Source organism: Curtobacterium sp. MCPF17_011 (assembly GCF_003234145.1).
Taxonomy (GTDB): Bacteria; Actinomycetota; Actinomycetes; order Actinomycetales; family Microbacteriaceae; genus Curtobacterium.
Map to the genome: position 1 here is coordinate 181947 of NZ_QKSK01000003.1, position 14244 is coordinate 196190.

Here is a 14244-nt window from a genome sequence, read left to right on the forward strand (position 1 = left end):
CCGGGCCGGCGTCGTGCCTGTCCCTCGGCCCGGACCTAGCCGCCGGCGAAGGGTGGCATGACGTCGACGATGCCGACGCCGGCGAGCGAGGTCGACCGGTCGCGGGTGGTCACACCGTCGACCAGGTAGGAGCAGCGCTCCTGGAGGGCGGTCCAGCGGGCCGCGTCCGCCGCGTCCACCTGTCGGAGGGCGTCGTCGAGCGAGTCGGCCGAGACGGTCGTCTCGTCGAGACCGACCGCGGCACGGGCGGCGGCGAAGAACCGCAGCGTGGTCATGTCCGTCATCCGCCGATCGCGCTCATGCCCCGGGTGGGGTGCACGAAGCCGTCGCTGTCGTCACCGTGGTCCCGGGGCTTCGCCCACATCGCCCGGCGCCACCGGTCGAGGACCACCGCGTCGTCGGCACCGGCACGCAGGGGGCCGAGCAGGTCGACCTCGTCGTCCGAGAACAGGCAGCTGCGGACGTGGCCGTCGGCGGTCAGGCGGGTGCGGGTGCAGTCGGCGCAGAACGACTCGGTGATGCTCGCGATGACACCGACCGTGCCGAGGTCCGCACCGGTCGCCCGGGAGCGGACGCGGTAGCGCTCGGCGGGGGCGCCGTTCCGCGGGGCCTCGTCGGGGGTCAGCTCGTACTCGGCGCCGAGGATCTCGCGGATCTGGACAGCGGTGATCATCGTCGACGCATCCCACGCGTGCCCCGGGTCGAGGGGCATCTGCTCGATGAACCGCAGCTCGTGGCCACGCTCCAGGCACCAGGCCAGCAGTTCGGACGCCAGGTGGTCGTTGACCCCGCGCATCAGGACCGCGTTGACCTTGACGCCGAGGCCGGCGTCCGCGGCCGCCGCGATGCCCTCGAGGACCCGGTCGAGGAACGGGCGGCGGGTCACCTCGGCGAAGACGTCCGGGTCGACGGTGTCGAGCGAGACGTTGAGCCGGTGCAGGCCCGCGGCCCGGAGGGCGGCGGCGCGACCGGCGAGCCCGATCGCGTTCGTCGTCAGTGACAGTTCGAGGTCGGGGTGGGCTGCCGCGCTCCGGGCGATCACGTCGACCAGGTCCTTGCGGAGCAGCGGCTCGCCGCCGGTGAAGCGGACCTTGCGGATGCCGAGCTGCTGCGCGCCGAGGCCCACCAGGCGGGCGATCTCGTCCGCTGACATCAGCGCGGCGTCGGGTGCGAAGGGCAGGCCCTCGGCCGGCATGCAGTAGGTGCAGCGGAGGTTGCAGCGCTCGGTCAGGGAGACCCGGAGGTCGACGGCGGACCGGCCGAACCGGTCCACCAGGCCGGGGTCTCCAGCGGGGCGTGGCGGCAGGTCGGTGCGGTCCAGGGGGCCGGGCACCGGGGCCTCGGGGTGGACCCGACGCATCAGGTCCGACGAGGGGAGGAGCTGCCCGGCCGACGGTGGTGTCTGCGCCGCCGAGGGCGGCATCTGCCCCGTCGAGGGCAACATCTGGGCCGGCATCGGCTCAGGATACGTTGCCCGCGCTGCGTTCCGGGTGCACCGCGTCGCGCTGCACCGCGTCGTCTCGCGCTCCGTCGCGGCCGAGCAGCCGGTCGCGCCAGCGCAGCCAGTCCTCGCGGCGGGTCCGGACGAGGGTGACGACGAGCACGACGGCGATCGCCGCGAGCAGCCACCACCGGTAGGCGACGACCGAGGGCCACACCCCGCGCAGGGCGATCGCGAGCGTCAGGGCCAGCCACTCCCACCGGCCGGACAGCACCACGAAGGGGATGAGCAGCAGCGCGTACCAGGGGTAGCGGGGCGTCACGGCGAGGAAGGTCACCCCGATCATGAAGACCTGACCGGACCAGGGGTTCGCCGGGTCGGACAGCCGCCAGGCCAGCACCGCGGCGACGAGCACGACCAGTCCGACGCCGATGGTCGCGGCGTCCCCGGGCAGGACCTTCGCGACCAGGGCGAACCGGGAGCCGTCCTCGTAGCCCTCCTCCGACAGGTACCCGGGCAGGTAGCCGAGCACCTTCGGGCCGGTCGTCAGCACGTACGGCACGTAGAGGAGCCCGAACACGACGACACCGACCGGGATCGCCCACCAGCTGCGCCACCGACCGAGCAGCGCCGGGTAGACGATCGCCGGGATGAGCTTGGTCGCGGTCGCGGCTCCGAGGGCGATGCCACCCCAGATCGGCCGACCGAACGCCACCATCACGGCGCCCGCGGTGGCCAGTGCCGCGCCGACGACGTCGACGTGCGAGTTGGTGACGGCCTCGGCAGCGACGAGCGGTGACCAGGCCCAGAGCGCGGCCCACCAGGTCGGGCGGCCGAGTCGGCGGAGGACGACGAGCAGGCCGACGGTGACGCCGAGCGAGACGACGAGCCCGGCGAACTGGAACGGCAGGTACTGCGCGGTGGCGGGCACGAACGCGCGGACGAGCGCGAACCACAGCTCGGCCATCGGCGGGTAGATCGTGGGGACGTCCGGCCGGTTGATCGCCGTGCAGTGCCCGAGTCGACCGTCGCCGAGACCGCGGAACCGGGGCTTGACGTCATCGCACGTGCCGTGCACCTTGTCCGGGAACAGCCAGTCCGGGCGGAGGTGCTGCAGCACGTCCGACTGCGGCGTGTGCCGGTACGGGGAGATGCCCGCGTGCTGCACGATCCCGTCCCAGGCGTAGCGTGCGGAGTCGGTGCTGGTGTTCGGCGGTCCGATCAGGGCCGCGATCCCGACGACCACCGCACCACCGAGGACGATCCGCGTCACCAGGTGCGGGGGCACGAACCTGAGCGCCAGCACGGCGCCTGCGAAGACCGTCCAAGCGATGAGGGTCCACGCAACGAATGGAGAGCGATGACCCTCCCGGAGGAACCCCAGATGCGTGACACCCACCGCGATGACGATGCCGAGCACCAGCACGCCGACGACGGCCAGCACGGCCGGGACGAGCGTGCGCGGGGCGAACGCCCGGTGGTCGAGACGGGCCGGACGGAGTCGTTCGCTCATGGTCCGACGAGGCTAGCGGGGGTGCAACACCTGATGCTCCATGCCCGGGACGTCATGGCGTCACCGAACCGCACCGCACGCAGCGCCGTCGTCACCGGTCGTCTGCTCGGCATCGCGTTCCTGGTCTGCTTCCTCACCGGCGTCTACAGCCACCTGCTGCAGGAGCCGCTGGGGTGGATGCGCTTCCCGACCCGGCCCGTGCAGCTGTACCAGTTCACGCAGGGCCTGCACATCACCGCGGGGATCGCGATCATCCCGCTGCTCCTCGCCAAGCTCAACGTCGTCATGCCGGCGCTCGTCCAGACCCCGCCGGTCCGGAGCGTCCTGCACCTGCTGGAGCGTGCGTCGATCGCGGTGTTCGTCGCGTCGGCGCTCGTCCAGGTCGCCACCGGCCTGCTCAACACCTTCCAGTGGTACCCGTGGCCGTTCCCGTTCCGGCAGGTGCACAACGCCCTGGCCTACGTCCTCATCGGGTCGCTGCTCATCCACATCGGCACGAAGCTGCAGGTCATCACGCGCTACTGGCGGAAGCGCGACTCCTTCGACGCGCAGGGCCGCTTCGTCGCGGACGCCACGGTGGGCAGCGAACTCCCCGACCCGGGCAGCCGGTACGACCCGGACGACCCCGCCGGCCTGGAGGCCCGTCCCGGCGCAGCCTCGTCGTCCCGAGGGTTCGTGGGTCGCCTCCACCGCTGGATCGACGGGGCGGCCGTGCCCCGGGCCTCCCGTCCAGGCGTGACCGCCGAGGCCGCTGCACCCCGGCCGGCCCCCGATCCCGCCGGCGCCGCGGCGAGCGACGACGGGCGTCGTCAGCGCGTCGCGCGTCGCGGGTTCATCGCCGGCGTGACCGCGGCCACCGCGGGCGTCGTCGCCCTGACGGTCGGGCAGTCCTCGGTCGTCGGGGAGCCCCTCAACGTCTTCGCTCCTCGCAAGCGGCACCTCGGCCAGAGCGGACTCCCGGTGAACCGGACGGCTCGCGCGGCGGGCGTCCTGACCACCGCGACGGCCGCCGACTGGGCGCTCACCGTCGCCGGGCCCTCGGTCAGCCGCACGTTCTCACGTGCCGAGCTCACCGCCCTCGGCCAGACCGAGGCGCGCCTGCCGATCTCCTGCGTCGAGGGCTGGAGCCAGATGGCGACGTGGAAGGGGGTCCGGATGCGCGACCTCCTCGCCGCGGTGCAGGCGGACCCGCACGTGCAGGTCCGGGTGACGAGCCTGGAGCGGCACGGCGGCTACCGGATCATGGAGATGGGGCCGGAGTACACGGCCGACCCGACGACCCTGATCGCCCTCGAGCTCAACGGCGAGAAGCTCGACCTGGAACACGGGTTCCCAGCCCGGATCATCGCGCCGGGCCGCCCGGGTGTGCTGCAGACGAAGTGGATCGAACGGATCGAGGTCATCGCATGAGCGCCGCAGTCGTCGACGGCCGGGTCCGCACGGCCCGGATCGTGCTCGTCGTCCTGGGCGTGCTCGTCCTGGCGTTCGGGGCCTGGGTCCTCGTGACCTCTGTCCGGCCGGACCGGATCGGCGGGCTCGCGACCTGGCTCCTCGCCGCCGTCGTGCTGCACGACGCGATCCTGTCGCCGTTCGTCCTGGCGGTCGGCATGGGACTCCGCCGGGCCGGCCGCTCACTGCGCACGTGGGTGCTCGTCGTCGTGCAAGCGGCCGTCGTCCTGGGCAGCGTCCTGGCCCTGGTGGTCCTGCCGGAGATCGCGGCGAAGGCCCACGGCACGAAGAACGACACCGTGCTGCCGTTCGACTACACGACCCGGCTGCTCGTGGTCGAGGGCGCGCTGGTCGCCGTCGTGGTGGTCGCCCTCGTGGTCGGAGTGGTCACGGCTCGGCGTCGGTCCGTCCGACCTGCGGTTGCAGCGACAACCTCTCCGTAGGATGAGGGCATGACGGACGACACCCCCTGGCTCTCCCGCGAGCAGTTGCGGGCGTGGATGGGGTTCGTCGCCGTGATGGAGCTGCTGCCGGCAGCGCTCGACCACCAGCTGCAGCGTGACGCCGACCTGACCCTGTTCGACTACATGGTCATCGCGATGCTCTCCGAGACCGACTGCCGGACGCTCCGGATGTCCGTGCTCGCCTCCGCCACCAACGCGTCGCTGCCCCGGCTGTCGCACGTCGTGTCCCGGCTGGAGAAGCGCGGGCTGGTCGCACGCTGCCCCTCCACCGAGGACCGTCGGGCGACGGACGTCCGGCTCACCGACGCCGGCTTCGAGCACATCGTGGCCGCAGCCCCCGGCCACGTGCGCACCGCCCGCCGACTGGTCATCGATGCGCTGTCCGACGAGCAGGTCGCCGAACTCGACGACATCTCCCGCGTGCTCCTCAGCCGCGTCGACCCCGACGGGCGGTTCGCCGCGGTGTCGAACATCCCGGAGGACGACCCGTCCGTCTGCGAGGCCCGGTTGACCGGCACCGCCGACGACTCCTTCCCGGACCTCGTGGACGGCATCGCCTACCGGCCGGCGACCCGCGACGACCTGCCCCTGCTGCGCCGGGCGAGCCTCGACGCGATGAACTGGTCGGCCGAGCGCTTCACCGACGCCGACCTCGACCGGCCCGAGTTCGCCCACTACTCCGCCGCTTTCGACCCGGAGCGGACCACGGACGACCGGACCGACGACCGGACCGACGACCGGTCTGCTGACCTCGGCGTCGTGGCGTCCGACGGCGACGGGCCGCTCGGCGTCGTCTGGGCCGTTCACCTACCCGCGAGCGACCCGGGCTACGGCTTCGTCGCCGAGGACGTCCCGGAGCTCACCCTGGCCGTCGACGCCCGCGCCCGCGGTCGTGGTGTCGGGTCCGCACTCCTCGCCCGGATCGTCGCCGCCGGACGGAGCGCGGGGTGGCCGGGCATCAGCCTGAGCGTCGAGGACGGCAACACCGGCGCCCGCATCCTCTACGAGCGGGTGGGCTTCCGCACCGTCGGCCGGAACGGCGACTCCGACACCATGCAGATCACCTTCTGACCGCCGCTAGGCTCGCCGGTATGAGCCATGCCGCCGACCGCCCCTCCGAGACCTACAGCTACCTCGGACCGGCCGGCACCTTCACCGAAGCGGCGCTCAAGCTCGTCGAGGCCGCCGCCGGCAAGCCCTGGCGCAGCGTCAACAACGTCGGTGAAGCGCTGGACGACGTCGTCACCGGCCGTTCCGTCGGCGCCGTCATCGCCATCGAGAACAGCGTCGACGGCGGGGTCAGTGCGACTCAGGACGCCCTCGCCCGGATCCCCGGCGTGCGGATCGTGGGGGAGTACCTGGTGCCCGTCGACTTCGTCCTCGTCGCCCGGCACGGCACCGCGCTCGCCGACGTCCGCACGGTGAACGCCCATCCCGTCGCGTACGCGCAGACGCACCGGTGGCTCGAGGCCAACGTGCGCGGACACGGACACATCCCGGCCTCGTCGAACGTCGCCGCAGCGGCCGAACTGCTCGAGGAGCACTCGGTCGCGGACGCCGCCGTCGCCCCGCCAGGCATCACCGACCACTACGACCTGGCGGTGCTCGCGGACTCCATCGGCGAGAACGCCAGCGCCGTCACCCGGTTCGTGCTCGTGTCGAAGACGCTCGCGCTGCCCGAACGCACCGGCTCGGACAAGACGAGCGTCGTCGTCGAACTGCCGAACGAGCACCCCGGCGCCCTGGTCGACATGCTCGAGCAGTTCGCCACCCGGGGCATCAACATGGGGCTGTTGTCCTCCCGGCCGATCGGTGACGAACTCGGGCGGTACCGGTTCGTCATCGACCTCGACGGACACGTGCGCGACGAACGGGTCGCGGATGCGCTGCTGGGCCTGCGGCGCTTCAGCCCGCGCGTCACGTTCCTCGGGTCGTACCCTCGCGCCGACGGCGCGCGTTCCGAGGTCTCGCCCCGGTACTCGGACCAGGCGTTCGTCGAGGCCCGTGACTGGCTGCGCGCGATCGTGAGCGGCGAGCCGGAGGCGGGCTGAGCCTCCCGTCCGCCACCGCTGCACGGCACGACGGCCGGCACGCCGTCAGCGCCGGCGGGTCGCCCGCGTCTGGTCCTCCGGACCGGCCACCCGGACGGTCAGGCCGCCGGCATCGATCTTCGCGCGGAACGCCACGACCTCACCCACCGGGTCGCCGTCGATCTCGAACTCGTCGGGACGCTCCAGCCGCACGGTGAACTCCTCGCCGCGCAGGTAGCGCAGCGGACGCTCGTCCCGCGTCTTCGTCACGATGCGCTGACCGATGTCCGTCTGGCCCAGTGCCGAACGGCGGAAGCGGCGCAGGATCGCGTTCTCCCAGAACACCCGGGCGCCGATCCGGACCCAACCGAAGAACCCGTGCGGCCGCATCACGACGACGTCGAAGAAGCCGTCGTCGATCTCGGCATCCGGCAGCAGGGTCGCGCCGGCCTGCAGCATCCCGCAGTTGCCGACGATGAGCGAGTGTGCCCGGACCGAGCGGGTGCCCTGGCCGTCCAGGCGGTACCGGAACTCGAAGGCGTCGGCGTCGCGCAGCGACCGCACCAGGGAGTCGACGTACGCCAGCCAGCCGACCTTCTTCTTGAGGTCGTCGTTCGTGTTCGCGAGCATCCGGGCGTCGAGCCCGAGTCCGGCCATCACGAGGAAGCCGAACTCCTCGCGGGAGCCGTCCTGACGCTCGACCCCGACCGTGCCGAAGTCGATCGCGCGGTCCTCGCCGTGGAAGATCGTGTGCGCGCTCGCACCCAGGTCGTCGATCGGCGCGGGGATGTTGCGGGCGAGCAGGTTCCCGGTGCCGCTCGGCAGCAGTGCGAGGGCCGCGTCGGAACCGTGCACGACCTCGGCGACCGCACGGACCGTGCCGTCCCCGCCGGCTGCGGCGATCACGTCGGCTCCGGCGTCGAGCGCTTCGCGGGTCATGCCGCCGCCCGGGTCCTCCTCGCTCGTGGCGTACCACTTCGTCTCCGCCCAGCCGGCTTCACGCTGGTAGCGACCGACGATGCGCTGCAACGAGGGCAGGTCGACCTTGATCGGGTTGTAGATCACGGCGGCGGTGCGCTGCTCAGTGGCGAGGGCGTCCTCCGGCAGAGAGGTGGTGTCCGAGGGCGTCGACATGCCGTCAACGCTACCGGGCACCGCCTGCGCGGTCCGGATCGCGACCAGGGGACTGACGGCAGGTGCGGACCGGCAGCATCACGGGCCTCTGGTCCGCAGCTTCACCGGGTGGTCATCCGTTGCTCGCTAAGCTGGGTCGGTGATCGACCCACAGCTGTTGCGCGACGAACCGGACCTCATCAAGGCCTCGCAGGCGGCGCGCGGCGCCTCCGTCGACGTCGTCGACCAGGCCGTCGCCGCGGACTCCGCCCGTCGTGCGGCCATCACCGCGTTCGAGGCGCTCCGTGCCGAGCAGAACGCGTTCGGCAAGACCGTCGCGAAGGCGCCCAAGGACGAGAAGGCCGCGCTCGTGCAGCAGGCCCAGGCGCTCGCCGCGAAGGTGAAGGAAGCGCAGGCCACCGTCACCGCCGCCGACGACACCTTCAACACCGTCGTCCGCTCGATCCCCAACGTCGTGATGCCCGACGTGCCCGCCGGGGGCGAGGACGACTTCGTCACCCTCCGCACCGTCGGCACGAAGCCCGAGTTCACGTTCGAGCCGAAGGACCACGCCGACCTCGGTGAGTCCCTCGGCATCATCGACATCGCCCGCGGTGTCAAGGTGTCCGGCTCGCGGTTCTACTTCCTCAAGGGCATGGGCGCCCGACTCGAGATCGCCCTGATGTCGCTCGGCCTCGACCGTGCCGTCGCGCACGGGTTCGAGCCGCTCATCACGCCGACGCTCGTGCGTCCCGAGACGATGGCCGGCACCGGCTTCCTCGGCGAGCACTCCGCCGAGGTCTACCGCCTCGAAGCCGACGACCTGTACCTGACCGGCACCAGCGAGGTCGCCCTCGCCGGGTACCACGCCGACGAGATCCTGCAGTTCCCGTCCGAGGACGACCAGGCCCTCCGGTACGCCGGTTGGTCCACCTGCTACCGGCGGGAGGCCGGTTCGGCGGGCAAGGACAACCGCGGCATCCTCCGTGTGCACCAGTTCAACAAGCTCGAGATGTTCGCCTACGTCCACCCGGACCAGGCTGACGCCGAGCACCAGCGGCTGATGTCCTACCAGGAGTCGATGCTGCAGGACCTCGGGCTGCACTACCGCGTCATCGAGACCGCCGCCGGGGACCTCGGCACGAGCGCCGCACGCAAGTACGACCTCGAAGCGTGGGTCCCGACGCAGGGCACCTACCGCGAGCTCACCTCGACGTCGAACTGCACCACGTTCCAGGCCCGTCGCCTCGACATCCGCTACCGGACCGCGACGGGCAAGACCGCGCCGGTCGCGACGTTGAACGGCACCCTCGCCACCACCCGCTGGCTCGTCGCGATCCTCGAGACCCACCAGCAGGAGGACGGCTCGGTCGTCATCCCCGAGGTGCTCCGCCCGTACCTCGGCGGCATCGAGGTGATCGAGCCCCGATGAGCTCTTCACGCGGATTCGTGGACGGTTCCGACGCTGCCGCCGCAGCCCCGGGTGGGACCGCGGCGCCCGCACGGGTCAAGCGGTGGCTCGTCGCGCTGGACATCGACGGCACGACGATGCGCGAGGACGGGGTCGTCACCGACACCGTCATCCGAGCCGTGCGTGACGCCGAAGCCGCCGGACACGAGGTCATGCTCTCCACCGGCCGCAGCGAGGGCATGACCGTCCCGCTGCTCGAACGGCTCGGCATCCAGCCGAAGTACCTGGTCTGCGCCAACGGTGCACTGACCCTCGAGCGCACGGACACCGGCCGCTACGAGCGGGTGCACGTCGAGACCTTCGACCCCACCGAGGTCCTGCAGACGATCCGCGGTGCGCTGCAGAACGGTGCCTACGGCGTCGAGGACGAGACCGGGCACTACCTGCTCTCCGGTGACTTCCCCGACGACACGATGACCGCCTCCGGTGACCAGGTCGAGTTCGAGCGGCTGCTGGGCGTCCGCGCCACCCGCGTCGTCGTGATCTCCCCGGAGCACGGGCTCGAGGAGTTCCTGGACATCGTCGACAAGATGGGCCTGCACAGGGTCTCGTACACGGTCGGTTGGACCGCCTGGCTCGACATCGCGCCCGAGGGCGTCACGAAGGCGACCGCGATGGAGCGGGTCCGCGAGTGGCTCGACATCCCGCGCTCGCGCGTCTTCGCGGCCGGCGACGGACGCAACGACATCGACATGCTGCGGTGGGCCTCCACCTCGGGTCGCGGGGTCGTCATGGGGCAGGCCCCGGACGACGTCGTGGACGCGGGCAACGAACTCACCGGCGGCGTCACGGACGACGGGCTCGCGGCGGCGCTCGACACGTTGCCGCGCTGACGGCTGCACTCCGGCCGGGAGGCTCGGTAGACTGCACGGGACCCGGTCACGTCTCGCCACGTGGTCGGGTCACGGAGGGTTGTCCGAGTGGCCGATGGAGCCTGTCTTGAAAACAGGTGGGCAGAGATGTCTCGTGGGTTCGAATCCCACACCCTCCGCTGCAGAGGAGTCGTCTCGTCCTCACGGGGGTCCTCGCAGGGCCCAGGGAGCGGGCGCTCCGTCGTCCTAGCGTCGAGGGCATGGACATCACCACACGCTCCGTCGCCGTCATCGGCGGCACCTCCGGCATCGGACTCGAACTCGCACGACGCTTCCGTGACGCCGGCAGCCACGTCGTCGTCGGCGGACGTCGAACCGACGTGCTCGACCAGCTCGCCGCCGAGGGCTTCGGCACGGTCTCGATCGACGTCACCGACGAGCATTCCGTCACGACCGCACGCGACACCGTGTTCGACCTGCTGCCCGACCTGGACACCGTCGTCACGATGTCGGGCATCGGCGCCCCCGAGGACCTCCGTGACCCGGCACACTTCGCCGACGCCGTCCGAATGGTCGACGTCAACGTGCTCGGGACGATCCGGGTCATCGACGCGTTCACCCCGCACCTGCTCCGGCGGGGCAGCGGCACGATCGTCACCGTGAGCTCGGGCATCGGGTTCCTGCCGTTCCCCCTGATGGCGACGTACGCCGCCACCAAGGCCGCGGTGCACGCCTACAGCGAGGCACTCCGTGCGCAGCTCGCCGGGACGGGCATCGACGTCGCCGAACTCGTGCCGCCGGCGGTCAACACCACGATGGGCGACAGCAACCCGAACGCCCTGGACCTCAGCGACTTCGGTGCCGAGGTGATGGCGCTCCTGGCACAGGACCCCACCCCGCACGAGGTCTTGGTGCAGGGTGTCCTCATGCACCGGTGGGCGGAACGCGACGGCACCTACGACGAGCTGGTCGCCCAGCGCTCCCAGGCGCTCGCGATGTTGCCCGGACGGTCGGGCTCAGCGGCATGACACGCGACGGGGACCCGACCGCGGTACCGACGAACCCGCTCGGCGCCTACCTGCAGGCGCGCCGTGGGCTCGTCACGCCGGAGCAGGTCGGACTCCCCGCCGGCGGCGTCCGGCGCGTCCCGGGTCTCCGCCGGGAGGAGGTCGCGATGCTCGCCGGCGTCAGCACCGACTACTACCTCCGACTGGAGCGGGGCCGGGACACCCGTCCGTCACCGCAGGTCCTCGACGCGCTCGCCAGGGTGCTGCAACTGGACGACGTCGAGCGCCTCCATCTCCAGCACCTCGCCGAACCCGTCCGTCGGAGTCGACCTCGCCGGAGCGCCGAGCGGGTCCCGGCCCGCCTGCACGCCCTGCTGGCGGCGCTCGAGGTCCCGGCGTTCATCGAGGGGCGCGCGTTCGACGTCCTCGCGGCGAACGACCTGGCCACCGCGTTCTCGCCGCGGCTGCGGGTCGGCGAGAACCGCCTGCGCTCGCTGCTGCTCGACCCGGAGGAGCGGGTGTTCCACCGCGACTGGGAGCGTGCCGTCGCGAGCTTCGTCGGGGCCTTCCGGCACTCGGTCGCGGACGACGTCCGGGACCAGCGGGTCGTCGAACTCGTGGGCGAGCTGTCACTGTCGAGTGGCCGCTTCCGGCAGCTCTGGGCACGACAGGACGTCCGGGTGCTCGAGGGCGGGTCGATGACGGTCGACCACCCGGTCGTGGGGGAGCTGCACCTGCACCGCGACAAACTGCCGGTCGACGGACTGCTCCTCGTGCTCTACTACGCCGACCCGGGCAGCGGGAGCGCCGAGCGGCTCAGCATGCTCGCTTCGCTCGCCCGCGACACCACATCGGGGGCGTGAAGCCGCGCCTGGACCGCGGTACCGTTGTCGCCGGAGTGTACGGGTCGTTCTGTGCACGGCCAGCACGACGGAACACGGGGGAAGCACGACCATGACCACGCCGACGTCGGTACCCGGTCGCGGACCGGACCGCCGAACCGCGATCCTGGAGGCCGCCGCCGTCGAGTTCGACCGCCAGGGCTTCGGTGCCGCGAGCATCTCCGGGATCGCCAAGTCCGCCGAGGTCAGCCAGGGCGCGATCCACTTCCACTTCCGCACGAAGCAGGCCATCGCCCTCGCCGTGATCGACGAGCAGAACGCCCGCACGTTCGCAGCCGTCACGTACGACGGACCGTCGCCGCTGGCCGGGCTGGTCGAGGCCTCCCGCGCGATCGCCGGCCTGCTGCTCGACGACCCGGTCGTCCGTGCCGGCATCCGGCTGTCGCTCGAGAACCGGGTGTTCTCCGGGTCGACGTCGTCCTTCTACGACCAGTGGATCGCGAGCGTCGTGGACGTCTTCCGCCTGGCGGTCGCCGCGGGCGAGGTCGGGCCGACGGTCACCCCGGAAGCGCTGGGTGCCACCGTCGTCCCGTGGTTCACCGGCGTGCAGCTCGTGTCCGACGTCCGAGCGGCACGCATCGACCTGCTGCCGGCCGTGGCGACGATGTGGCGCGTCCTCGCGCACGCCTGCGTGGTCCCGGCGCAGCGCGACCGGTTGCTGGCCGTCGTGGACCGCGCCTTCGCCTGACCGTCCGCGCGAGCGTGGTGCGGGTGGCATGACGGGAGGCCCGGACCGGCCCCGGTGGGCTGGTCCGGGCCTCCCGTCCGGTCGTCTCGACGTCAGTCGGTCTTCGCTGCCTGCTTCGCCCGCGCCTTCTGCTGGTCCTCGCGCCGCTTCTCGCGGGCCTTCTGCGCCTTCTCGCGCCGCTTCGCGCGCTTGTTCGCGCGTTCGTGGTCGTCCACGTCCTCGGAGCGCTTCTGGCGCCACGGCTTCGCAGCGAGGTCCGGTCCGTCCCAGACCTTGATGGCGCCCCAGCCGGCCGCCAGGAGCGGCACCGAGATGATCGCGCCGGTGATGCCGGCGAGGACGGTGCCCGCGGTCAGGCCGACCAGGATGACCAGGCCGTGCAGGCGCAGGGTCTTCCCCATCAGCACCGGCTGCAGGAAGTTGCCCTCGAGCTGGTTGACGACCACGACGATGCCGACCACGATCAGCGCCGGGACCGGACCGAGCGCGACGAGGGCCACGAGCGCGGCGAGGATGCCGGCAGCGGTCGCACCGACGATCGGGATGAACGCCGTGATGAACACGATGACCGCCAGCGGGAGTGCGAGCGGCACGCCGACGATGGCGATGCCGACGCCGATGCCGATGGCGTCGACCGCGGCGACGGTCGCGGTGCCGCGGACGTAGCCGCCGAGGGTCGAGACGACGCGGTCACCGACGCGGCGAGCACGCTCGTAGGAGGCACCGGTGAACGGACGGAGCAGGAACTCCCAGATGCGGGGCCCGTCCTTGAGGAAGAAGAACAGCACGACGATCATCAGCACCAGGCCGGTGAGGAAGTTCGCGGTGGCGGACGCGCCGGCCAGGGCACCGGACCCGAACTGCGCGCTCGTGACGAAGTCGGTGGCGGTCTTCACCGCGTCGTCGACCTGCTTGTCCGAGACGGCGAACGGCAGCGTCCTGCTGAAGTCCTGCAGCTGCTGGAAGCCCTGCACGGCGGACTTCTGCAGGCTGGACCACTGGTTCTCGACGGCGACGACGATGAGGTACCCGAGGAACCCGAGGACGACGAGCACCCCGAGGAGCACCGTCAGCGTCGCGAAGACGGACGGGAAGCCGTGACGGCGGAGCCAGGACACGACCGGGTGCATGGCCGAGGCGATGATCAGGGCCAGCAGCACCGGGATCGTGACGACGCTGAGCACCTGGCCCGCGTAGACGATGCCCGCGACGATGACGATGAGGATGATGACCTGCAGGCAGCGGGTCGCCAGCCGGCCGAACGAGTCCGACCAGGCAGCACGCACCCCGGTCACCGGCTCGATCGGTGGCGTCGTCGGTGGGGCAGCGGCGGAGGAGCGGAAGAACGGCATGA

14 protein-coding genes and 1 tRNA gene are annotated in these 14244 nt (G+C 71.8%); 10 read left to right on the forward strand and 5 right to left on the reverse strand.

The annotated features are described in order from the left end of the window. Positions 1-35 precede the first annotated feature (35 nt). The 3 genes from DEJ25_RS05305 to DEJ25_RS05315 all read right to left on the reverse strand — a co-directional run bounded on the left by DEJ25_RS05305 (position 36) and on the right by DEJ25_RS05315 (position 2954). Entirely contained in the window at positions 36-275 is a 240-nt protein-coding gene (locus tag DEJ25_RS05305) for a MoaD/ThiS family protein (RefSeq protein ID WP_220033169.1), read from the reverse strand. Between the two features lie 5 nt (positions 276-280). Next, on the reverse strand, positions 281-1360 hold the full coding sequence (gene moaA, locus DEJ25_RS05310; RefSeq protein WP_111044102.1) for a GTP 3',8-cyclase MoaA: 1080 nt from the start codon (positions 1358-1360) through the stop codon (positions 281-283). A gap of 100 nt (positions 1361-1460) precedes the next feature. Next, positions 1461-2954, reverse strand: a complete 1494-nt coding sequence (locus DEJ25_RS05315; protein ID WP_111044007.1) for a glycosyltransferase family 87 protein — start codon at positions 2952-2954, stop codon at positions 1461-1463. A 21-nt stretch (positions 2955-2975) separates the two neighbouring features. Here DEJ25_RS05315 and DEJ25_RS05320 point away from each other — a divergent pair, with 21 nt between their 5' ends. From DEJ25_RS05320 to pheA, 4 genes are read left to right on the forward strand one after another with little or no spacing between them, the layout of a single operon-like run. After that, positions 2976-4364 (forward strand): molybdopterin-dependent oxidoreductase, encoded by a 1389-nt coding sequence (locus DEJ25_RS05320; RefSeq protein WP_220033170.1) that lies wholly within the window; start codon positions 2976-2978, stop codon positions 4362-4364. After that, a complete protein-coding gene (locus DEJ25_RS05325) occupies positions 4361-4846 on the forward strand; it encodes a hypothetical protein (protein WP_110904646.1) in 486 nt (161 codons plus the stop codon). The genes DEJ25_RS05320 and DEJ25_RS05325 overlap by 4 nt, the downstream gene beginning before the upstream one ends. Before the next feature lie 9 nt (positions 4847-4855). After that, positions 4856-5938: a bifunctional helix-turn-helix transcriptional regulator/GNAT family N-acetyltransferase gene (locus DEJ25_RS17130; protein ID WP_309146916.1), complete on the forward strand. Its 1083-nt coding sequence runs from the start codon at positions 4856-4858 to the stop codon at positions 5936-5938. A 20-nt stretch (positions 5939-5958) separates the two neighbouring features. Then, positions 5959-6918 carry a prephenate dehydratase gene (pheA, locus tag DEJ25_RS05340; RefSeq protein ID WP_110904645.1) on the forward strand — a complete coding sequence of 320 codons (960 nt, stop codon included), beginning with the start codon at positions 5959-5961 and terminating at the stop codon, positions 6916-6918. 45 nt (positions 6919-6963) lie between these two features. Here the strand turns inward: pheA and DEJ25_RS05345 are convergent, their stop codons facing one another. Continuing rightward, a complete protein-coding gene (locus tag DEJ25_RS05345) occupies positions 6964-8031 on the reverse strand; it encodes a diacylglycerol kinase family protein (protein WP_110904644.1) in 1068 nt (355 codons plus the stop codon). Positions 8032-8170: 139 nt separating this feature from the next. On the opposite strand from DEJ25_RS05345, the gene serS reads away from it, so the two are divergent. The 6 genes from serS (at position 8171) to DEJ25_RS05375 (ending at position 12890) form a co-directional block, all read left to right on the forward strand. Further along, a complete protein-coding gene (gene serS, locus DEJ25_RS05350; RefSeq protein ID WP_110904643.1) occupies positions 8171-9442 on the forward strand; it encodes a serine--tRNA ligase in 1272 nt (423 codons plus the stop codon). After that, complete coding sequence (locus DEJ25_RS05355; RefSeq protein ID WP_110904642.1) at positions 9439-10314, forward strand: HAD family hydrolase; 876 nt, start codon at positions 9439-9441, stop codon at positions 10312-10314. Before serS ends, DEJ25_RS05355 begins: the two co-directional genes overlap by 4 nt. 73 nt (positions 10315-10387) lie before the next feature. Continuing rightward, positions 10388-10472 (forward strand) — tRNA-Ser (locus tag DEJ25_RS05360). A gap of 81 nt (positions 10473-10553) precedes the next feature. Continuing rightward, the gene (locus tag DEJ25_RS05365) at positions 10554-11321 is read left to right on the forward strand and encodes an SDR family oxidoreductase (RefSeq protein WP_111044008.1); all 768 of its coding nucleotides are present in this window, start codon (positions 10554-10556) and stop codon (positions 11319-11321) included. Further along, positions 11318-12163 (forward strand): helix-turn-helix transcriptional regulator, encoded by an 846-nt coding sequence (locus tag DEJ25_RS05370; protein ID WP_111044009.1) that lies wholly within the window; start codon positions 11318-11320, stop codon positions 12161-12163. The genes DEJ25_RS05365 and DEJ25_RS05370 overlap by 4 nt, the downstream gene beginning before the upstream one ends. 91 nt (positions 12164-12254) lie before the next feature. Further along, complete coding sequence (locus tag DEJ25_RS05375; protein WP_110904638.1) at positions 12255-12890, forward strand: ScbR family autoregulator-binding transcription factor; 636 nt, start codon at positions 12255-12257, stop codon at positions 12888-12890. 92 nt (positions 12891-12982) lie between these two features. On the opposite strand, the gene DEJ25_RS05380 is transcribed toward DEJ25_RS05375, so the two are convergent. Further along, positions 12983-14242, reverse strand: coding sequence for an AI-2E family transporter (locus DEJ25_RS05380; RefSeq protein ID WP_110904637.1), 1260 nt, complete (start codon positions 14240-14242; stop codon positions 12983-12985). Between the last annotated feature and the right edge of the window lie 2 nt (positions 14243-14244).